This is a genomic window from Pseudomonas ekonensis (assembly GCF_019145435.1).
Taxonomy (GTDB): domain Bacteria; phylum Pseudomonadota; class Gammaproteobacteria; order Pseudomonadales; family Pseudomonadaceae; genus Aquipseudomonas; species Aquipseudomonas ekonensis.
Window position 1 is genome coordinate 2,220,400 of the sequence record NZ_JAHSTS010000002.1, and the last position, 19,089, is coordinate 2,239,488.

General features: G+C 64.0%; 18 protein-coding genes. 5 read left to right on the top strand and 13 right to left on the bottom strand.

Going from position 1 to position 19,089, the window contains the following annotated elements; all coding sequences use genetic code 11:
- Window positions 1-13: 13 nt before the first annotated feature.
- From KVG96_RS23065 to KVG96_RS23080, 4 genes are all read right to left on the bottom strand, one after another.
- Window positions 14-658, bottom strand: a complete 645-nt coding sequence (locus KVG96_RS23065; RefSeq protein ID WP_217894079.1) for a DsbA family oxidoreductase — start codon at window positions 656-658, stop codon at window positions 14-16.
- Window positions 655-873, bottom strand: a complete 219-nt coding sequence (locus KVG96_RS23070; protein ID WP_085581897.1) for a tautomerase family protein — start codon at window positions 871-873, stop codon at window positions 655-657. Before KVG96_RS23070 ends, KVG96_RS23065 begins: the two co-directional genes overlap by 4 nt.
- A 369-nt stretch (window positions 874-1,242) precedes the next feature.
- On the bottom strand, window positions 1,243-1,557 hold the full coding sequence (locus KVG96_RS23075; protein WP_217894080.1) for a type II toxin-antitoxin system YafQ family toxin: 315 nt from the start codon (window positions 1,555-1,557) through the stop codon (window positions 1,243-1,245).
- Window positions 1,523-1,813, bottom strand: a complete 291-nt coding sequence (locus KVG96_RS23080; protein ID WP_217894081.1) for a type II toxin-antitoxin system RelB/DinJ family antitoxin — start codon at window positions 1,811-1,813, stop codon at window positions 1,523-1,525. Before KVG96_RS23080 ends, KVG96_RS23075 begins: the two co-directional genes overlap by 35 nt.
- 465 nt (window positions 1,814-2,278) lie before the next feature.
- Between KVG96_RS23080 and KVG96_RS23085 the strand changes: the two genes are divergently transcribed.
- On the top strand, window positions 2,279-3,205 hold the full coding sequence (locus KVG96_RS23085; protein ID WP_217894082.1) for a LysR family transcriptional regulator: 927 nt from the start codon (window positions 2,279-2,281) through the stop codon (window positions 3,203-3,205).
- Here KVG96_RS23085 and KVG96_RS23090 read toward each other — a convergent pair.
- From KVG96_RS23090 to KVG96_RS23115, 6 genes are all read right to left on the bottom strand, one after another.
- Window positions 3,122-3,439, bottom strand: a complete 318-nt coding sequence (locus KVG96_RS23090) for an AzlD domain-containing protein (protein WP_085581901.1) — start codon at window positions 3,437-3,439, stop codon at window positions 3,122-3,124. The two genes, KVG96_RS23085 and KVG96_RS23090, sit on opposite strands and share 84 nt — an antisense overlap.
- On the bottom strand, window positions 3,418-4,134 hold the full coding sequence (locus tag KVG96_RS23095) for an AzlC family ABC transporter permease (RefSeq protein WP_217894083.1): 717 nt from the start codon (window positions 4,132-4,134) through the stop codon (window positions 3,418-3,420). Before KVG96_RS23095 ends, KVG96_RS23090 begins: the two co-directional genes overlap by 22 nt.
- Window positions 4,131-4,508 (bottom strand): GNAT family N-acetyltransferase, encoded by a 378-nt coding sequence (locus KVG96_RS23100; protein ID WP_085582221.1) that lies wholly within the window; start codon window positions 4,506-4,508, stop codon window positions 4,131-4,133. Before KVG96_RS23100 ends, KVG96_RS23095 begins: the two co-directional genes overlap by 4 nt.
- 79 nt (window positions 4,509-4,587) lie before the next feature.
- Window positions 4,588-5,334, bottom strand: a complete 747-nt coding sequence (locus tag KVG96_RS23105) for a 2OG-Fe dioxygenase family protein (protein WP_085581906.1) — start codon at window positions 5,332-5,334, stop codon at window positions 4,588-4,590.
- A gap of 229 nt (window positions 5,335-5,563) precedes the next feature.
- On the bottom strand, window positions 5,564-6,850 hold the full coding sequence (locus KVG96_RS23110) for an OprD family porin (RefSeq protein WP_217894084.1): 1,287 nt from the start codon (window positions 6,848-6,850) through the stop codon (window positions 5,564-5,566).
- A 298-nt stretch (window positions 6,851-7,148) separates the two neighbouring features.
- Window positions 7,149-7,817, bottom strand: a complete 669-nt coding sequence (locus KVG96_RS23115; protein WP_217894085.1) for a DsbA family protein — start codon at window positions 7,815-7,817, stop codon at window positions 7,149-7,151.
- 255 nt (window positions 7,818-8,072) lie between these two features.
- Here KVG96_RS23115 and KVG96_RS23120 point away from each other — a divergent pair, with 255 nt between their 5' ends.
- Window positions 8,073-10,163 carry a TonB-dependent receptor gene (locus tag KVG96_RS23120; protein WP_217894086.1) on the top strand — a complete coding sequence of 697 codons (2,091 nt, stop codon included), beginning with the start codon at window positions 8,073-8,075 and terminating at the stop codon, window positions 10,161-10,163.
- Window positions 10,164-10,269: 106 nt separating this feature from the next.
- Here KVG96_RS23120 and KVG96_RS23125 read toward each other — a convergent pair whose 3' ends face one another.
- From KVG96_RS23125 to KVG96_RS23135, 3 genes are all read right to left on the bottom strand, one after another.
- Window positions 10,270-10,482: a hypothetical protein gene (locus KVG96_RS23125; RefSeq protein ID WP_217894087.1), complete on the bottom strand. Its 213-nt coding sequence runs from the start codon at window positions 10,480-10,482 to the stop codon at window positions 10,270-10,272.
- A 245-nt stretch (window positions 10,483-10,727) separates the two neighbouring features.
- The gene (gene aguA, locus KVG96_RS23130) at window positions 10,728-11,834 is read right to left on the bottom strand and encodes an agmatine deiminase (protein WP_217894088.1); all 1,107 of its coding nucleotides are present in this window, start codon (window positions 11,832-11,834) and stop codon (window positions 10,728-10,730) included.
- A gap of 266 nt (window positions 11,835-12,100) precedes the next feature.
- On the bottom strand, window positions 12,101-15,007 hold the full coding sequence (locus KVG96_RS23135) for an aminotransferase (RefSeq protein ID WP_217894089.1): 2,907 nt from the start codon (window positions 15,005-15,007) through the stop codon (window positions 12,101-12,103).
- A gap of 231 nt (window positions 15,008-15,238) precedes the next feature.
- Between KVG96_RS23135 and rfbC the strand changes: the two genes are divergently transcribed.
- The 3 genes from rfbC (at window position 15,239) to KVG96_RS23150 (ending at window position 19,083) form a co-directional block, all read left to right on the top strand.
- On the top strand, window positions 15,239-15,784 hold the full coding sequence (gene rfbC, locus KVG96_RS23140) for a dTDP-4-dehydrorhamnose 3,5-epimerase (protein ID WP_217894090.1): 546 nt from the start codon (window positions 15,239-15,241) through the stop codon (window positions 15,782-15,784).
- A gap of 105 nt (window positions 15,785-15,889) precedes the next feature.
- The gene (locus tag KVG96_RS23145) at window positions 15,890-17,698 is read left to right on the top strand and encodes a sensor histidine kinase (RefSeq protein WP_217894091.1); all 1,809 of its coding nucleotides are present in this window, start codon (window positions 15,890-15,892) and stop codon (window positions 17,696-17,698) included.
- On the top strand, window positions 17,695-19,083 hold the full coding sequence (locus KVG96_RS23150; RefSeq protein ID WP_217894092.1) for a sigma-54-dependent transcriptional regulator: 1,389 nt from the start codon (window positions 17,695-17,697) through the stop codon (window positions 19,081-19,083). The genes KVG96_RS23145 and KVG96_RS23150 overlap by 4 nt, the downstream gene beginning before the upstream one ends.
- Window positions 19,084-19,089: the final 6 nt, after the last annotated feature.

Here is a 19,089-nt window from a genome sequence, read left to right on the forward strand (position 1 = left end):
AGACGGTGTTCAATCAGGCCTTGGCCAGTTGTTTAAGCATCTGTTCGTAGTACTCGACCGATTGCGAACCGGACACCAGGTGCGTGCCGTTCAGAATCAGTGCCGGCACCGAGTTGATGCCGTGTTGCCGGTAGAACGTTTCGAGCTGGCGCACTTCGCCGGCGAACTCGTCGTTGGCCAGCACCTTGCGGGCCCGGGCCGTATCCAGTCCCGCTTCGGCAGCCAGTTGCACCAGGGTCGGCCGGTCGCTCGGGTTGGCGCCGTCCCGGAAGTAGGCGCGCAGCAGGATCTTCTTCAGCGCGATCTGCCGCCCTTCCTGCGCCGCCCACATCAGCAGGCGGTGGGCGTCGAAGGTGTTGTAGAAGTGCGTGCGCTTCTGCAGGTCGAACTCGAAGCCGATGGCCTGGCCGCGTTCGATCTGCATCCGCTTGCCGGCGGCGATGTCGGCGGCGCTGCGCCCGTACTTGCGCATCAGGTGCTGCTCCGCCGGTTCGCCTTCGGCCGGCATGTCCGGGTTCAGTTCGAAGGGCTTGTAGGTCAGCTCCACCGACACTTCGCCGGCCAGGTTGGCGATGGCCTGTTCCAGCGCCGTCGCCCCGAGGGCGCACCAGGGGCACACCACGTCGGAGACGAAATCGAGGGTCACGGTCGGGGTCATGACTGGCCCCGTTCCGCCAGCTGTCGGCGGTACTCGGTGGTGGTGATGCCGGCGTAGCCCCAGTTATCGGTGTCGACTTCTTCGATCACGATGTGGGTCAGATCCGGGCGTTTGTTGAGGACGCGTTCCAGGGTTTCCGTGATTTCGGCGATCACCTGGGCTTTCTGTTCGGCGGTGACGCCGTCGCGGGTGATGCGGACGCTGACAAATGGCATGACGACTCTCCCAGTGACCTGGCCTCGGGATGGGGTCAGGTGTTGGAGCTCAATTTAGGCGTGCGGCGGGAGGGGAAAAAGTAGGGGTGGGGTACTTCATTTGTGAGGTGGTGTAATCAATAGGCATGCTGAAATGTTCACCCCAATCGTTTCGGAAGTTGTGTTGAAACTTCTATGCCCAGCGATTACGGATCGCCCCCCTGAGCGTGAAATCGACTGCGCTCAGAGGGTAGTAGTGGGCGTTAGGGTCTCCACTGATGGAGCTGAGAATCAGTGTTCGGATGAGGCGTCTACTCCCTGTTTGAACGAACGAAGCTTCAAGCGTCTTCAACAAAAAAACCGACGGCAAGGTCGGCTTCTTTGTGCGTACTATTTAAACAACTCGGAATGCGTGCCCAGGTCAACGAAGGTGATCAGATCCGGACGTGTATTCTCATAGATCATCAAAAAATCCCCTCCGATGTGACTTTCACGAAACCCGATCCACTCACCGTTCAGGGCGTGATCCACATACTCCGGGGGTAGGGACTCCCCCATGAACAGCATCCCCATCACCTTGCGAACCTCATTCATATCGCGACGCCCGGCACGCTCGTAACGATCCCAGGACTTCTTGAACTCGGATGTCTGTGCAACCTGCCTAGGCCGTTCAGCTCGTTTTTTCTTTTTCTCCGGTTTCGCCATCGCCAGCCCTCAGCATGTCGTCTATCGAGTCGAAACGCTGGCGGATATCGCGTGCTTCCATCATTGCGCGGGCGGTCTTCTCCGAAGGGACTCGCACCTCGAAGGGCAAACCCTGAGTCGCGACAACCTGACGAAGAAAAAGACGCATGGCATCACTGATACTGAGCCCGCAGGCGTTCAACACCTCTGTCGCACGCGCCTTCAAATCCTCATCGATGCGACAGCGCACATCGGTAGTTTTCAGCAGTGCAGCCATTTCAGATACCTCATCGTTATTCTGTAGCTACATTAGCGCTACCTCTGCATTGTGATCGGGAGATTCGCACTCGGTCAATTGCAAGTTGATGCACGGCCTTTCTCCGCCGCGACTGCCTATCCGCCCACTATTTGATCTGCTCTCAACGAAACCTGCTATCAGCTCAATCGATGCTTTTTTAAAGACCCATCTGTATCTCTTGCAGGCAGCACGCATTCACCCTGTCAGTCGTTTCCCACAAATTCGCCAGTCCAAGGCCATCAACCCCCGTATTTTTTGACCCCAATCACCCTCACGTCATCAAAAACCCCGATCCTCTGTCAGCCTCCAGCCATCGGCAGGGACATCAATTCGCTACTAATTGCGCGACAACTATGCTCAGGTACAGGAATATAGCCGGCAGATGGCGCCGGACCGGCGGAAACGTACACAACAATACCCAGCCCACATCAGAGGGCATTACCCATGGATAGCAGAACCTTACGCAACCTCATGCGCATCGTGCAGACCGGCTCGTTGTCGGCCGCAGCCGAGCATTCGTGCCTGACCGTGCAGGCGTTGGCCGCGCAGTTGAACAAGGTCGAAGAACAGTTTGGTTTCCGCTTGTTTCGCCGATCCAACAAAGGGCTGACGCTGACGCCCCAGGGCACCGAGCTCACGCCTTACATGGACCGGGTGCTGATCGCCACGCGCCAGATGGAAGAGAAAGTCGAAACGCTGAAGGCACCAGGACAGCGCACCCTGAAGGTGGCGCTGAACACCACGCTGGCGCCGGATTTCAACCGGCGGATGATCGGACGCCTGATTGAGGTGTTTCCCGATTACCAGATGGAATTCAGCTACGCCGAGTCGATGGAAAACCTCAGCAAGCTGAAGAACGAGGACTTCGACCTGGCGGTGCTGATCGGCCCGCAGCGGCCGGGCTTGCCGAGCCTTGTCCTGCCGGACGTGCAGGTGCAGGTGGTCGGTGCCCATTGCGGGCAGGAGAACGATCCGCTGACGTTGCTGGGCAACAAGTTTCAGGTGCGTCCGGCTGAGGATTGTCCGTATTCCCACAGCTTTTTGCGTTTTCTCGACGCGGGGCTGGGCAATCACGAGAACGGCCAGCGCATGATCTATTCATGCAGCGAAACCCTGACCCTGTCGCTGATCACCCAGATGGACGGCGTCGGCATGGTCTCGCGCGAGGCCGCGCAGAAGAACGGCCTGACGATCTTCCCGGGATTCGAGGATTTCCTCGAAGTGCGCCTGGCGGTGAACAACCCGAACCTGTCCGGCCAGGCGCTGAACGAGGTGGTCGATCTGCCGCTACATGAACGAGCCGAGCGCAATGTACGCAGCCGTCCCAACCGCCACACTGAGAAAGAGGTTTTTGCTGAAATACGCACATAACAACGTCGGAATCGCGGCATAGAATTCCGGGCGGTCGAGCTGTATGCGCTGATCCTTGATCAACAAGGGTGTCAGGCTGATCGCAGCGACGATCGCCACCGGCAGGTACTCCAGCGCACGCGCCACGAAGGGCGGCCAGTGCTCGGTGTTGACCTGCAGCGGCAGGGCCCGCGGCAGGAAGGTCACGGCCATCATCAGCGCCACCACCAGCATCAGGAACGTTTGGTCAGGCATACACCCACTCCGCAGCCCACGAACGTGGCGATGAAAACGTTGAACGGCGAACTGCCGGCCAGGCTCAGCGCGCCCATGCACAGCACGGCGGCCAGGGCGGCGACGAGTTTTTTCCGGGTGTTGCACAGCGAGACCAGCACGTAGAGCATCATCGCGGTCAGGGCGTAATCGAGCTGGTACTTGATCAGGTGTGCCGCGTACTGCGCGCAGACCGCCCCGAGCAGCCCGCCGAGCACCCAAGAGGTGTGGCAAAACAGGTTGAAGCCGATCAGGTAACGCACGTTCACCGGTGCGCCGTTGCCCAGCTTCACGCTGTGGAAGGCGAACGATTCGTCGGTCAGCCCGCCGGCGTAGCACCAGCGCTCCATGCGGCTCAGGCCCAGCGCGCGCAAGGCCTTGGCCATGTACACCGACATCAGCATGTGCCGCGCGTTGATCAGGAAAGTGGTCAGCACGATGGTGGTCAGCGACGCCCCGCTGGTGATCAGCGCCAGCGCCGCGAACTGCGAAGCCCCGGCATACACGAACAGGCACATCGCCACCGGCAGCCACAGCGGCAACCCGGCGTTGACCGCCATCAGCCCGAACACGAACGACACCGTGAAGTAACCGGCCACCACCGGGCTGGCTTCGGCGAACGTGCGCGACGGCTGACGGTCGGCCATCAGCGGCGCACTGCCGGACGTTTCATTCATAGATCCCTCTCGTAAGTCCGTTCGCCGTGAGGTTCGCAAAAACCCTGGGCCGTCCAAAAACGCTTGCCCGCGAGGTTAGCATCGTCGACGAACAGAAACATCCGCAGCACGCCGACCCGCTTCATGTCGGACGACGCCGCCTCCACCAGCCGCTGGCCGACGCCCTGGCTGCGGTAGCGCAGGCTGACCGCCAGGTGGTTGATGGTGCCGCGGCTGCCGAGCATGCCGCCGAGCACCGCGCCGACGATCTCGCCTTCGACGTCGAAGGCCAGGTACGCCGTGGTGGTCTTCTGGATCAGCACGCCGCGCAGGCACTTGGCGTCCTGCCATTCGCAGAAGGACACTTCGTCGAACTGGCGGAAGAAGCGCTCCATGCGCTGCGCATCCTTGGCGGTGGCGCGTCGCAGCACCACCGGCGTCGAGCATTCGACGCCGTCGATTGGGGTGATCTGATTAGCGAACAATGTCGAAAGCGGTCCCGGGCCGCGAGAAGGAAATCGCCAGAATCTGCCGGTACGCCATGGCGCTCGAGTGGGTGTTGCGTGCCGGTGTCACGTAATGGCGCATGTCACGGTCGAGGAAGTACGTGGTGTCGAGGATTTCCTGGTAGGTGGTCGACGCCAACTGGTGCTCATGGATGTCGTACAGGCGGCTTTCGGCGCCGTCGACGTTGTTGCGGCCCCAGAAGTGCACGCCGCTGAACGGGTAGCCGTCGCAGTGGATGCCTTCCGGCGTGATCTCCAGCTGCTTGCCGGGCTTGATCTCGATGCGGATCTGGTGGATCTGGCACTGCCAGATTTCCTCGTGCAACTCTTCCGGCAGCACGTTCTTGTACACCTCGAAATCGGTGTCGATCAGGCTGCGCATCACAGGCGAGGTGATGACTTCATCGGAGAAGTCCTGAAAGTGCCGCACCACGCCGCCCACGTAACTGTTGTTGGCCTTGGACTGCACATACGCGCGATGTTCCAGCTGGCGCAGTTCACGGGTCTTGGGGTTGTATTCGAAGTCGCTGTAACGACGGTAACGCATGCCGGCGTCGGCCTGACCGTAATAACTGTCAGGTTCCATGTTTTCCCAACTTTTGGTCAGTCTGACGAAGTCGGCGAAATGACCGTAGAGATTGAAGTCACCACCCTGGACGTTGACATACTTGTCGCGCCGTAGCGATTCGCCCACTTCTCTGTTCAAAACGATCATTACCAAATTCTCCGTTGCATTGAACGCCCTAATCTAGAGGGTGGAGAATTTGCGTCCATGAGAAAGAATTTCAGGCATTTGAAGCCCTGTTTGAAACGGCTTTTGAAGCACCTTCAAATGCAGTTTGAAGGGGTCGAAAAGCGTCTTTTTCGCCTTTTTCATCAAAAACGGGCCGAAAAAAACCCCGAACCGTTCGGGGTTTTTTTCATGTCTGCGGCTTAAGCGATCATCAGAAGATGTTGATCGGGTAATCCACGAACACGCGCACTTCGTTGCCGCTGACGTTGTACTCGCTGGACTTCTGCGACACGCGCAGGATCGAGCTGCGCAGTTTCACGCTGAGGTCCTTGGCCGGGCCGCTCTGCACCACGTACTTGAACTGGTTGAAGATTTCGCGCTCGGTGCCGCCTTCGCTGGTGGAGGTGGTGATGTTGTCGCCACGCACGTACGCGAAGTTGTAGCTCAGGCCCGGCACGCCGAAGGCGCCGAAGTCCAGGCCGTAGCCCAGCTGCCAGCTGCGTTCGTCTTCAGCGTTGAAGTCCGACCAGTAGGAGTTGGCCAGGTAGATGGTGTTGCCGCCGTCGCCGACGCGGCCTTGACCTTTCTGGTAGCCGCCGTAGGCGTAGCCCAGGTTGCTGTCGCCGGTGGAGCGCTGGTGCGCCACGGTGAACGAGTGCGGGCCGGTGGCGAAGGTCGCCGCCAGGCTCCAGATCTTGTTGTCGTCGCCGGTCGCGCCGCTTTCGCGGACGTAGGAGTCGTCCAGCTTGGTGCGGTAGCCGTTGAAGTCGAAGGTCAGGGACTGATCCTTGTCGATCGGCAGCACGTAGTTGGCGTTGATGTACTGCTTCTTCAGCACGTCTTCGACGTCGGAAGCGTACAGCGCACCTTTGAAGTGCTCGGTGAACTGGTAGCTGCCGCCCAACACGTTGATCGACTTCAGGCCGCCGCTGTCACGGCCTTCGGCGCTCTTGCGCGATTCGGCGGTGAAACGGCCGGCGTTTAGCTCCAGGCCTTTGATCTCCCTGGAGGTGATCAGGGTGCCGGTGTAGCTTTCCGGCAGCAGGCGCGAGTTGTCGTAGTTCAGCACCGGCAGGGCCGGCATCTGGTCACCGTAGGTCAGCACGGTGTTGGACAGACGGAACTTCACCGCCGCGCCGCCCTTGGACAGGTCGTCGGCCGCGTTGCCGCTGTCGCCTTGCTTGAAGAAGTCGATGCCGCCGGCGCCGCTGCGGCCCTTGCCGCCGTCCAGACGCAGCGCGTACAGACCGAAGGCGTCCACACCCACACCGATGGTGCCTTGGGTGAAGCCGGACGAGAACGTGCCGATGGCCGCTTGGCCCCACTCGGCCTTGTCTTTGTTGCCGTCTTTGTAGTCACGGTTGATGTAGGCATTGCGCAGCAGCACTTTGAGGCTGCTGTCTTCAACAAAACCCTTGGACTCGGCCTGGTCGTTAGCCATGGCCGAAGTGGCGCTCAACATCCCCAATGCGATCAGACTGATCCGCTTGTTCAACATTTTGTTTTCCTTATTACGGGTTGAAACGCGCTGTGTCGAACGGCTGAAACGGCGCTATCGCACTCTTTTTTCATCCCGGAACAAAAAGGCCCGCCCACGGCAAAGCCGTAGCGGGCCTTCTTATTGTTCTTGAGTCATGGCGGTTGGCCACAGGCGTTGGGCCGAATCGTAGCCGCGCCCTGAACAATGTGTCAATTTCAAGAATCGTCTGTAAATAGGCAAAAAACGTCTAAAAAACGTAATTTTTGCGATAGCGGCGTGCACGGAAATGACAGCGCTCAGGGATTCCCGCATGCGCTCAAGCGCAGCCGTCGAGCCCGCAGACCGGCAATGACTGTGACGCTGCCGCGCTCGGCAGGGACTCGCCCAGCCATTGGGCGAAGGCCTGCGGCTTGCCCAGCCACGGGCCGATGTCGATCAGGGTGAACTGCCCGTCCTGCTCCAGCGCGAAGGTCGGGAAGCCGTTGCCGTGCAGCGTCGCCAGCAGTGCGCGGCTTTCCTTTATATGGCGCTCGGCATCGGCGGACGCGAAAGCCGCCTGGAAAGCGGCCGGGTCGTAACCCAGCTCAGCCGCCAATTCCATCAGCACGGCTTCATCGGCGATCCGGCGGCCTTCCACGTAATGGGCGGTCTGCAGGCGGCCGAGCAACGTCAGGCCGCGCCCATCCATTTGTTCGGCGGCCATCACGGCGGCGATCGGCGGGGCGGAGTCGAAGACCGCCGTGTGATCGCGCAGCAGACCTTCGAAGTACGCCTCGCCGAACGGCTGACCGGTGTACTCGGCGATGCGCCGGTCGTGGGGCATGACGTAATTGCGCAGCTGCGGCGAAACATTCTGGCGATTGGCGCCGGTCATCATGCCGCCGCCGTGGGCCACCACCGGCAGCACCTGCTGCGCGGCCTGGACCAAGGGTTCGGCGCCGTAGCACCAGCCACAGAGCGGGTCGTAAATGTAGTGAAGAACCATCGGAAACTCCGGCATCAGAAGTGGGAAAAATCGATGGCGGCAGATTAGTGCCAACGCGGTCGCCGAAAAACGCCGGAATCGCGTTCAGTCTGTTGCCTGGATCGGTCGAATGGGCCGGGACGGGTTTGTATCGACGCTGAAATAAATTGAAACAATCAAACCAAGGAACTTATTAACGAATAATTAACAGAAGCAAATGCAAAGCATTACCATTCGCGCGCTCAGATTCCTTCACCCTTTCGGATGCGCTTTTCAATGCCTGCCCCGTTCCGTCTCACGCCCGTCACCCTCGGGCTTTCCGCCGTCCTGTCCTCCGGTTTCGCCTACTCCGCGACCGAACTGCCCGCCACGTCGATCAGCGCCGAATCGCAAGTCGACGACCCGCGCGTGAAAGTCAGCAGCACCGCCACCCGCACCGCTACGCCCGTGCGCTACGTGCCCCAGGCGATCGACTCGGTCAAGACCGCCAACGTCGCCGACTACGGCACCAATGACCTGGGCGACGCCCTGAGCGGCATCCCCAACGTCAGCAACGGCGGCGACACCCGGTTCGACAGCCTGCGCATCCGCGGCTTCGACGCCAGCAACGACTTCTACCTGGACGGCATCCGCGACGACAGCCAGTACAAGCGCGACCTGCACAACATCGAACGCGTCGAAGTGCTCAAGGGCCCGGCCGCCGTGCTCTATGGCCGCGGCAGCCAGGGCGGGATCGTCAACCGGGTGAGCAAGGCGCCGGAAGCCGGCCGCCGCTCGACCATCGAGGCCCAGGGCGGCAGCGAAGACCTGCGCAGCCTGTACGCCGACCTCAGCGCCGACCCGAGCGAAAACATCAGCCTGCGCCTGAACATGGGCAACATGGACGAAAACAGCTTCCGCGACGGCGTCAGCGGCAACCGCCAGCTGTTCGCCCCGTCGATGAGCTGGCAACTGACGCCGGACCTGAACTGGCTGGTGCAGTACGAATACAGCCGCTACAACCGCACGCCGGACCGCGGCATCCCGGGCATCAACGGGCGCCCGGCCGACGTCGGCCGGGACACCACCTACGGCAACGACCACGACTTCATCGACGACAAGACGCAATCTTTGCGCTCGCGCCTGAGCTACGAACTGAGCGACAACTGGCAACTGCGCCATACCCTCGGCGTGTTCAAGCTCGACAGCGACTTCGACAACACCTACCTCACCGGCTTCGACAAGAAGACCAACAAGGTCACCCGCCAGCACTGGCAGCAGGACCTGACCACCCGCAACATCTACAACAACCTTGAGCTGGAAGGCGGCTTCGAGACGTTCGGCCTCGAGCACCGCTTGCTGACCGGACTCGAGACCGGCAGCCAACGCCGCGACCCGACGCTGTACAACGCCGCCACCTCCGGGCGCGGCAGCTCGCCGGTGCCGGGCCTGGATCTGTACAACCCCGACCGCGACCTGCGCCACACCGGGCGCATGCAGGTCTCGAGCAGCAGCCACACCGAAGTCGAGAGCCGCGCGGTGTACGTGCAGGACCAGTTGCGCCTCAACGATCAATGGCAACTGCTGGCCGGCCTGCGCTACGACACCTTCGACATCGAGTCCACCAACAAGCTGCGCAACATTTCCGAAGACCGCGACAGCCACAGCACCAGCCCGCGTTTCGGCGTGGTCTGGACGCCTTTGCAGAACCACTCGTTCTACGCCTCGTGGACCAAGACCTTCTCGCCGGTCGGCGGCGGCCTGATCGGCATCACGCCCGGCGCGTCGGGCAACGGCAACGACCTGAGCCCGGAGCTGACCAAGCAGAAGGAAATCGGGGTCAAGAGCGACTGGCTCGACGATCGCCTGAGCACCACCCTGGCGGTCTACGAACTGGAACTCTACAACCGCCGCACCACCGACCCGAACGACCCGACCCTGACCGTGCTCAGCGGCCTGCAGCGCTCGCGCGGGATCGAGCTGACCGGCACCGGCAAGATCACCGGCAACTGGTACGTGCGCGGCGGCGTCGGCGTGCAGGACGCGACCATCGAAAAAGACAACAACGGCCTGGAAGGCAACCGCGTGAACAACGTGGCCAAGCGCAACGGCAGCCTGTTCCTGACCTGGAAACCGGAGCTGGGCTGGTACGCCGAAACCGGCCTGACCCTGGTCGGCCAGCGCTACGCCGACAACGCCAACACCACGGTGCTGCCGGGCTACGGCCGCTGGGACGCCCTGGCCGGCTACCGCCACAAGGACTGGGACGTGCGCGCCGCGCTGAACAACATCACCGACCGCGAGTACTACTCGTCGGCCACCAGTGCGTTCCAAATCCAGCCGGGCGCGCCGCGCAGCCTGGTGGTCACCGGCACCTACAGCTTCTGAGCATCGGATTGCCGGTGTGCCCTTCGGGGCATGTCCGGCTGACCCGCAGGCAAAAAAAAAGCGCCGCCCTCCCGGCAGCGCTTTCACCTGTCCTTAGTCGTTCTTCTTATCCTTCCATCACATCCCACAACGCTTCCAGTTCCGCCTCGCTGAACAGGCCAGCGGGGTAACGCTCGATCATCATCCGGCGCGGATCAGGTTCCCTGATCTGACGCGTTCCATTGGACTTCAACCAGTTCGCGACAATCTGGAGCGACTCAGTGTTCACAGCCATGGGATGCAACGTCCGCTCGCTGATTACGTTCACTTCGGCGTTCATTTCAGCGCTCTCTCCCCGTTCGTGAGCGGCTAAGTTATCCAAGGTTTATGACAGAACCGTTGAAGTTCTCCCCCCTCCCTAGTGCGCCATGAGCGATACAAGAGCTATGCCAAATTCGGAAAATCGCCGACCGGCGGCCATAAAGAAACCCGCGGTCCTGACGGGCTGCGGGTTTCTCCTGGATCGACCAGGCGGGATCCGGGCCTGAGCGATTCTCCAATCAACTCAAGCTGTTACATCCGCACTCACTCTTTGTGCGGCGCTGGCTGCTGCTGGGTAAGGCAGTGAATGTTACCGCCTCCCAGTAACAGTTCGCGGCCCGGCACCATCACCACTTCGTGCTGCGGGAACAGGTTCTGCAGGATCTCTTTGGCCGGGCCGTCCATCGGATCGTCGAAGCTCGGCGCGATGATGCCGCCATTGACGATCAGGAAGTTCACGTAGGAACCGGCCAGGCGCACGCTCGGGTTGCGCTCCTGGGTGCCGTCCACCGGGTCGACGCCGGCGCATTCCTCTTCGGTCGCGTACAGCGGCCCCGGAATCGGCATCTTGTGCACCGTGAACGGGCGGCCCTTGGCGTCGGTGCTGTTCTGCAGCACGTTCATCGCCGCCTGGCAGCGCGGGTAGTTCGGGTCCTGCGGATCGTCGGTCCACGCCAGCAGCACTTCGCCCGGACGCACGTAGCAGCAGAAGTTGTCCACATGGCCGTCAGTCTCGTCGTTGTACAGGCCGTCCGGCAACCAGATGACCTTGTCCACCGCCAGGTTGGCGCTGAGCACCGCTTCGATCTCTTCGCGGCCCAGGTGCGGGTTGCGGTTACGGTTGAGCAGGCACTCTTCGGTGGTGATCACGGTGCCTTCGCCGTCGACATGGATCGAACCGCCTTCCAGCACGAAGCCTTCGGTGCGGTAGCGCGGGCAGCGCTCGATCTCGAGGATCTTGCCGCCGACCTGGGCATCACGGTTCCACGGCGAGTACAGGCCGCCGTCGAAGCCGCCCCAGGCGTTGAAGTCCCAGTTCACGCCGCGCACTTCGCCGCTGCCGTTGATGACGAAGGTCGGGCCGCTGTCGCGCACCCAGGCGTCATCGCTGGACATCTCGACCAGGCGGATGTTCGGCACGTCGAGGCGGGCGCGGGCGTTCTCGTACTGGCCGGCGGACACCGCCACGGTCACCGGCTCGAAACGGGCGATGGCCCTGGCCACCGCCGCGTGGGCGGCCTGCGCGGGCTTGCCGCCCAGGCGCCAATTGTCCGGACGCTCCGGCCAGATCATCCAGGTCTGGGTTTGCGGCGCCCATTCGGCCGGCATGTGGAAACCGTCGGCGCGGGGTGTGCTTTTCAGTGTGGTCATGGTGGTCTGGACTCCGGGAAACCTTCGGGAGAAAACACGGGCACCGGATCTACGCCGGAGCATTGGCGACTTTATAACCGATAAAAATCGGCATTAAAAGCCAAATGAATGCTATGCACCTTAAAGCCATGAAATTTCATCGATATTAATCGGACTGAAAACCCTGTAGGAGCGAGCCTGCTCGCGATGGCGGCGGATCGATCAACATCGCGCTTGAATGATCGTCCGCTATCGCGAGCAGGCTCGCTCCTACAGGGGGCGGGACTTCACAGCCCCTCGTCGAACACCTTCGACAGCATGTCGACGAAGAAGTCCACGCTCTGGCGCGAGGTGACCATCGGCGGCTTGATCTTGAGGATGTTCAGATCGTCGCCGGTCGGCTGCATGAAGATCCCCAGTTCCCGCAGCCGGTCGCACAGGCGCATGGTTTCCTCGGTCGCCGGCTCCAGGGTCTCGCGGTCGCGCACCAGCTCCAGTCCCAGATAGAAGCCGGAACCGTGCACCGCACCCACCAGCGGATACTTGTCGATCAGCGCCTCCAGCCGGGCCTTGAAATGCCCGCCGACCACCTGGGCGTTTTCCCACAGTCCCTCTTCCTCCAGGACGTCCAGCACCGCCATGCCGATCTGGCAGCTCACCGGGCTGCCGCCGGCGGACGAGAAGAAATAACCTTCGTTCTCCAGCGCTTCCGCAATCTCGCGCCGGGTGATCACCGCGCCCAACGGCTGGCCGTTGCCCATGCCCTTGGCCATGGTGATGATGTCCGGCACCACGCCCTGCTCTTCGAAGCCCCAGAAGAAATGGCCCATGCGCCCGTAGCCGACCTGCACTTCGTCGGCGATGCACACGCCGCCCCGGGCGCGTACCAGCCCATAGACCTTTTCCAGGTAGCCCGGCGGCAACGAGATGCCCCCGGCGTTGCCGTAGACCGGTTCGCAGATGAACCCGGCCAGTTTCCGCCCTTCGATGTTCGCCAGTTGCCGTTCGACGCTGCGTACGTAGTCCGGCGCCGAATCCGGCCCGCGGAACTCGCCGCGGTAGGTGTTCGGCGCCGTCACCGGATGCACCCAGTCCGGGCGGCTTTCGAGGGCGCGCGGGTTGTCGGCGACGGACGTCGAGACCGCGTCCGCACCCACCGTCCAGCCGTGATAGGCCTCCAGCACGCTGATCAGATCGCGACCGCCGCTGTAGGCCCACGCCAGACGGATCGCCAGGTCGTTGGCCTCGCTGCCGCTGTTGACCAGGAACACCCGGTCCATGCCTTCCGGCGCCAGTTTCAGCAGCCGCTCGGAAAACTCGGCGACCGCCGCATAGTTGAACCGCGAGTTGGTGTTGAGCAACGACCACTGCCGGCGGGCGGTCTCTGCCATGCGCGGATGGCCGTGGCCGAGCACGGCGACGTTGTTGAGCATGTCGAGGTAGGAACGGCCCTGCATGTCGATCAGGTGGTTGCGCCAGCCGCGTTCGATGCGCGGCGGGTCGACGTAATAATGCTTCTGGGTGCGGGCGAAACTGGCGTCGCGGCGTTCGAGCAGGGTTTTCGCGTCCAGCTCCGGCTCGGCGTCGCAGGCCAGCCCCAGCAGCGCCGCCGGCGACGGGCACAAGGCCTGCCAGGCCGGCGCCCGCGAAGGCGTGCAGAACAGCGGCGCCTCCGGCTGTGCCTCCCGCAGCAGTTGCACGGTCAAGGCGCCGCCCACCGTTCCCAGCCCCTGGCCTTTGACCAGTGCCGCGCCGCTGTGCAGCGAAGTCGTCGCCCCCCATAGGCGCACGCTCGACTGCGCCCCGTCCAGGCGCAAAGAACCGTCCGCCGCCAAATGGAGCACACCGGCAAACGGTGCTTCCAGCGCCGAGCCTTCCGGCACCCGCAGCTCGACGTGCAGCGGGAAGGTGTCCGGCTCATTGGCGCAATCGGGCCGGGTGCGCGACAAGCGGTATTGCCCGTAACGGCTGGCCGCCAGCCCGTGCACGGCGGCGGCTTCATCCAGCAGGCGCTGATCGATGCCGGCCTGCTCCCAATTGCCGGCCTCGAAATGCGGGCTCAGCACGCCGAGGTCGATCAGCGCGAACTCGCGCCCGACCAGGCCCGGCAGCAGCGGCGCAAAGCCCTCGCTGCCGAGGGGCGGCAACGTCTGCCCGACCGCCGTCAGGATCGCCGCCTCCATCAGGGCGAACGGCACCGAGGTGGCGACCCGGAAAATCTCCCACTCATGGGCCAGGTTGTTGCGGCTGTAGGCGTTGCCGGGGTCGATGCTGACCTGCTGCTCGCCGCTGAGCACCAGCACCGCCGCCCGGGCCACGATCAGCGGCCACAGGGCCTGCAATTCTTCCGGCAGCAGCGGATTGACCGCATGGTACGCCCGCACCGCCGGCAGGATCACCAACGGATCGCCCTCGGCATGGTGCAGCAGCGCCGCGCAGGTCACCGACAGGTCGGTGATGCGCCAGGTGCGCACCAGGTCGCCGAAATCGATGACGCCCTGCAACTGCCAGCGCCGCCCGGCATCCCGCTGCCAGACGACGTTGTCGTCGGTGATGTCCATGTGGATCGCCTGCACCGGCAGCCTCGTCAGCAACGGCCGCAACCGCTGCTGGGCCTGCGCCGCCGCGTCGGCGACCAACGCACGCTGGCGGGCGTCCGCGATCACCGGCAACAAGTGTTCGGTCAGGGCCGCCGCGTGCCGGGCGTCCCATTGCAGCGTGCGTTCAAGGCCCGGATGGTCGAACCCGGCCAGGGCCAGATCCATCTCTCCGCAGAGCCGGCCGAACCCGGCCACCACCTCGTGGCCCAGATGGTCGAGCGCCGTCAGGGACTGGCCTTCGATGTAGTCCAGCAGCCGCACATGCACGGACTCGCCGCCGACGGTCAGCGTCAGCAGGTCTTCACCGTTGCGGGCCGCAATCACCCGCGGCACCGGCACGGCGCAGTGTTCGGCCAGGTATTTGAGGCCAGCGTGCTGGGCCTGCAGCTCCACCAGCGAATAGTCGCCGCGGCAGACCTTGAGCACGAACCGGCCGCGCTCGCTGTCGACGCGGAAGTTGAGGTCCTGCTGACTGCCCAAGGGGTGCAGCGCGCCGCTCAGCCCGTAATGCTCCTTCAGAAGGTGCAGGGCCTGCTCCGCAGAGACCTGCGGGGTGGGTAGGCTGACACGATGAATCAACGTGGCGAACGACATGGAGCGACCCCTATTGTTTTGTCAGGCGCCTATATCGCCACTGCTTCGGACGATCCGCAACCCCCCTGAACCGGTTGCGGGCTGGAGCGAGAACGGCGACGGCCAACCCCATCGAGCGGAACGATGGGATGTCGGCAAGGTCGATTGACCGTTGCATCCGCTTCGACACTCGCGCAGGCCGGCACTTTGCGCAAGAATACCGACCATTCACATTGGCCACCGAAAATCCCCATGAATGTAATCCCCACCGACCTGCCCGGTGTCCTGATCATCGAACCCAAGGTGTTTGGCGACGAGCGCGGCTTCTTTTACGAGAGCTTCAACGGCAAGGCGTTCCTGGAAGCCACCGGCCTCGATGTGCAGTTCGTCCAGGACAACCATTCCCGCTCGCAGAAAGGCGTGCTGCGCGGCTTGCACTACCAGTTGCAGAACACCCAGGGCAAGCTGGTTCGCGTCACGGCCGGCGAAGTGCTGGACATCGCCGTGGACATCCGCCGCAGCTCGCCGCACTTCGGCCAATGGGTCGCGGTGCGCCTGTCCGCCGACAACCACCGCCAGCTCTGGATCCCGGAAGGTTTCGCCCACGGTTTCGTGGTGCTGAGCGAGTTCGCCGAATTCCTCTACAAGACCACCGACTACTACACGCCTGCGGCGGAACGCACCATCCGCTGGGACGACCCGGACCTTGCCATCGACTGGCAGCTGGACGAAGCGCCTCAGTTGTCCGCCAAGGACCGGGCAGGCACCGCCTTCAAGGACGCCGACGTCTTTTCCTGATTCGCCGTGCGAATCTTCAGCGGCGCTGTGCCCCGCCAAGCGGTGCGCAGACTGCCGCCGCAAGGCTAGGCATAATGCGTCTGTCCCCACAGGCGCACGATGCTCATGACCCCGACCCTACCCCGCCGGCCCCGCTGGCGCAGCCTCGCCCTGCTGGCCCTGTGCCTGGCCCCGTTGCTGTGGCCGCTGGAGCATCTGGCCGAGCGCTACTACCGCAGCGAACTGGCCGGCCAGAACCGCCAGACGCTGGATCTGTACGTCGCCAACCTGCTGGGCACCCTGCACCGCTACGAAGTGCTGCCGCAGATCCTCGGCGACCTGCCGGCCCTGCGCGCCATGCTCGCGGCCCCCGACGACGGCGACACCCAGGCCAACGCCAACCGTCTGCTCAAGAACATCGCCGCCCAGACCGGCGCCGAGGTCATGTACCTGATGGACACCTCCGGCAAGACCCTGGCCGCGTCGAACTGGGACAAGCACGACAGTTTCGTCGGGCGCAATTTCTCCTTCCGGCCCTACTTCAGCGAAGCCATGGCCGGGCACCTCGGGCGCTTCTTCGGCCTGGGCACCACCTCGGCCAAGCGCGGCTACTTCTTCGCCGCCGCCGTGCGCGCGGGCGACAAGACCATCGGCGTGCTGGTGATCAAGGTCGACCTGGACCACACCGAAAGCCTGTGGGGCAAGACGCCCGAGCAACTGCTGGTGACCGACCACAACGGCGTGGTCATCCTCACGTCGCGCCCGGAATGGCGCTTCCGCTCGACGCGGCCCTTGAGCGACAGCGAGCGCACGGCGATCACCGCGATCCAGCCCTACCCGACCCGCGATCCGCGCCCGCTGAACCTCAGCCCCACGGCGTGGCTGACCCAGACCCGGGAAATCACCGAAACCGGCTGGAGCGTGAGCATCCTCGCCCCGCGCACCCTGATCGACCGCCCGGTGCGCACCGTGGTGGCGATCGGCGGCGCCACGCTGCTGGTGGTGATGCTGCTGCTCGGGCTGATGATGCAGCGGCGCCGGCACTACCTGGAACGGATCGCTTTCGAAGGCAAGGCCCGGCGTGAGCTGGAAGGCCGGGTCGCCGAGCGCACCAGCGACCTGGAAGGGCTCAACCGCCGGCTGAAGCAGGAAGTGCTGGAGCGCGAGCATGCCCAGCAGGAACTGGTGCGGGCCCAGGACGACCTGGTGCAGGCCGGCAAGCTCTCGGCGCTGGGCACCATGTCGGCGAGCATCAGCCACGAACTCAACCAGCCGCTGGCGGCGATCCGCAGCTACGCCGAGAACGCCGAGGTGCTGCTCGACCATCAGCGCACCGACGACGCCCGCGGCAACCTCAAACTGATCAGCGAGCTGACCGGGCGCATGGCCTCGATCATCGCCCACCTGCGCGCCTTCGCCCGCCGCGACCGCCACGCCCCTGAGAGCGTCGCCCTGCAACCGGCGCTGGACGACGCCCTGGCGCTGCTGGCCAAGCGCCGGCGGAGCATGGACGTCGAACTGATCCGCGACCTGCCCGCCGCCACCTTGTGGGTGGAGGCCGGCGAAACCCGCCTGCGCCAGGTGCTCGGCAACCTGCTGGCCAACGCCCTCGACGCCCTGACCGAGAAAGGCCCGCCGCGCAAACTGTGGCTGAGTGCCGAATCCACCGGCGACGGCGTCAACCTGTACATCCGCGACAACGGCCCCGGCTTCTGCATGGAGGCCCTCGGCCGCGCCAGCGAGCCCTTCTACACCACCAAGACCCGCACCCAGGGCCTTGGCTTGGGGCTGGCGATCTGCGACACCCTGATGCGCGCCTTCGGCGGCGAACTGTCGTTCGCCAACCACAAGCAAGGCGGCGCCCTGATCACCCTGCGGCTGCGCGCCGGAGCGCCCGGCGTCAGCCTGCAACCGTCCGAGGACCGAAGCGCATGACCATCGACAACCGCATCCAGGTGCTGCTGATCGACGACGATCCGCACCTGCGCCAAGCCCTCGGCCAGACCCTGGACCTGGCCGGCCTGAAGGTGCTGTCGCTGTCCCAGGCCAACGGCCTGGCCGGGCAACTGGAGCGCGACTGGCCGGGGGTGGTGGTCAGCGACATCCGCATGCCCGGCATGGACGGCCTGGAGCTTTTGACCGAACTGCACGCCCTCGATCCGGAACTGCCGGTGCTGCTGATCACCGGCCACGGCGACGTGCCGCTGGCGGTGCAGGCCATGCGCGCCGGCGCCTATGACTTTCTGGAAAAGCCCTTCGCCAGCGATGCCCTGCTCGACAGCGTGCGCCGCGCCCTGGCCTTGCGCCGGCTGGTGCTGGACAACCGCAGCCTGCGCCTGGCGCTGAGCGACCGCAACGAGCTGAGCGCCAGGCTGGTCGGGCACTCGGCGCCCATGCTGCGCCTGCGCGAACAGATCGGCGCACTGGCCGCGACCAAGGCCGACGTGCTGATCCTCGGCGAGACCGGCGCCGGCAAGGAAGTCGTCGCCCGCGCCCTGCACGACCTGTCGAGCCGGCGCAACGGCCCGTTCGTGGCGATCAACGCCGGCGCCCTGGCCGAGTCGGTGGTGGAAAGCGAACTGTTCGGCCATGAGCCCGGCGCCTTCACCGGTGCGCAGAAGCGCCGGATCGGCAAGTTCGAGTTCGCCAACGGCGGCACGCTGTTCCTCGACGAAATCGAAAGCATGAGCCTGGACGTGCAGGTCAAGCTGCTGCGCATGCTGCAGGAGCGGGTGGTCGAACGGCTGGGCGGCAATCAATTGATCCCGCTGGACATCCGCGTCATCGCCGCGACCAAAGAGGATCTGCGCCAGGCCGCCGATCAGGGGCGTTTTCGCGCCGACCTCTACTACCGCCTCAACGTCGCTCCGCTGCGCATCCCGCCGCTGCGCGAACGGGGCGAAGACGTGCTGGTGCTGTTCCAGCACTACGCCGACGAGGCCAGCGCCCGCCATGGCCTGCCCTCCCACGAACTGCAACCGGCCCAGCGCGCCCTGCTGCTGCGCCACCCGTGGCCGGGCAATGTGCGCGAACTGCAGAACGCGGCGGAGCGCTTCGCCCTCGGGCTGGAACTGGCGCTGGACAACAGCGAAAGCGGCGGCCAGGGCCAGACGGCCGCAGGCGCCGTGGGCGCCGGCCTCAGCGAGCAAGTGGAAAACTTCGAGAAGTCGCTGATCGCCGCCGAACTGGCGCGCTCCCACAGCTCGGTGCGCAGCCTCGCCGAAGCGCTGGGCATTCCGCGCAAGACCCTCCACGACAAACTGCGCAAGCACGGCCTGAACTTCGCCGACGGCGCCGGCCAGTCCGAGGAAAACGAATGATTCGCC

Bases quoted from the DNA above. Each gene is read 5' to 3' on its own strand.
- KVG96_RS23080 (WP_217894081.1), bottom strand. From the start codon at position 1,813: ATGGCTGCACTGCTGAAAACTACCGATGTGCGCTGTCGCATCGATGAG.
- aguA (WP_217894088.1), bottom strand. From the start codon at position 11,834: ATGACCACACTGAAAAGCACACCCCGCGCCGACGGTTTCCACATGCCG.
- rfbC (WP_217894090.1), top strand. From the start codon at position 15,239: ATGAATGTAATCCCCACCGACCTGCCCGGTGTCCTGATCATCGAACCC.
- KVG96_RS23100 (WP_085582221.1), bottom strand. From the start codon at position 4,508: ATGGAGCGCTTCTTCCGCCAGTTCGACGAAGTGTCCTTCTGCGAATGG.
- KVG96_RS23135 (WP_217894089.1), bottom strand. From the start codon at position 15,007: ATGTCGTTCGCCACGTTGATTCATCGTGTCAGCCTACCCACCCCGCAG.
- KVG96_RS23115 (WP_217894085.1), bottom strand. From the start codon at position 7,817: ATGGTTCTTCACTACATTTACGACCCGCTCTGTGGCTGGTGCTACGGC.
- KVG96_RS23065 (WP_217894079.1), bottom strand. From the start codon at position 658: ATGACCCCGACCGTGACCCTCGATTTCGTCTCCGACGTGGTGTGCCCC.
- KVG96_RS23090 (WP_085581901.1), bottom strand. From the start codon at position 3,439: ATGCCTGACCAAACGTTCCTGATGCTGGTGGTGGCGCTGATGATGGCC.
- KVG96_RS23075 (WP_217894080.1), bottom strand. From the start codon at position 1,557: ATGGCGAAACCGGAGAAAAAGAAAAAACGAGCTGAACGGCCTAGGCAG.
- KVG96_RS23085 (WP_217894082.1), top strand. From the start codon at position 2,279: ATGGATAGCAGAACCTTACGCAACCTCATGCGCATCGTGCAGACCGGC.
- KVG96_RS23070 (WP_085581897.1), bottom strand. From the start codon at position 873: ATGCCATTTGTCAGCGTCCGCATCACCCGCGACGGCGTCACCGCCGAA.
- KVG96_RS23105 (WP_085581906.1), bottom strand. From the start codon at position 5,334: ATGATCGTTTTGAACAGAGAAGTGGGCGAATCGCTACGGCGCGACAAG.
- KVG96_RS23150 (WP_217894092.1), top strand. From the start codon at position 17,695: ATGACCATCGACAACCGCATCCAGGTGCTGCTGATCGACGACGATCCG.
- KVG96_RS23110 (WP_217894084.1), bottom strand. From the start codon at position 6,850: ATGTTGAACAAGCGGATCAGTCTGATCGCATTGGGGATGTTGAGCGCC.
- KVG96_RS23145 (WP_217894091.1), top strand. From the start codon at position 15,890: ATGACCCCGACCCTACCCCGCCGGCCCCGCTGGCGCAGCCTCGCCCTG.
- KVG96_RS23095 (WP_217894083.1), bottom strand. From the start codon at position 4,134: ATGAATGAAACGTCCGGCAGTGCGCCGCTGATGGCCGACCGTCAGCCG.
- KVG96_RS23125 (WP_217894087.1), bottom strand. From the start codon at position 10,482: ATGAACGCCGAAGTGAACGTAATCAGCGAGCGGACGTTGCATCCCATG.
- KVG96_RS23120 (WP_217894086.1), top strand. From the start codon at position 8,073: ATGCCTGCCCCGTTCCGTCTCACGCCCGTCACCCTCGGGCTTTCCGCC.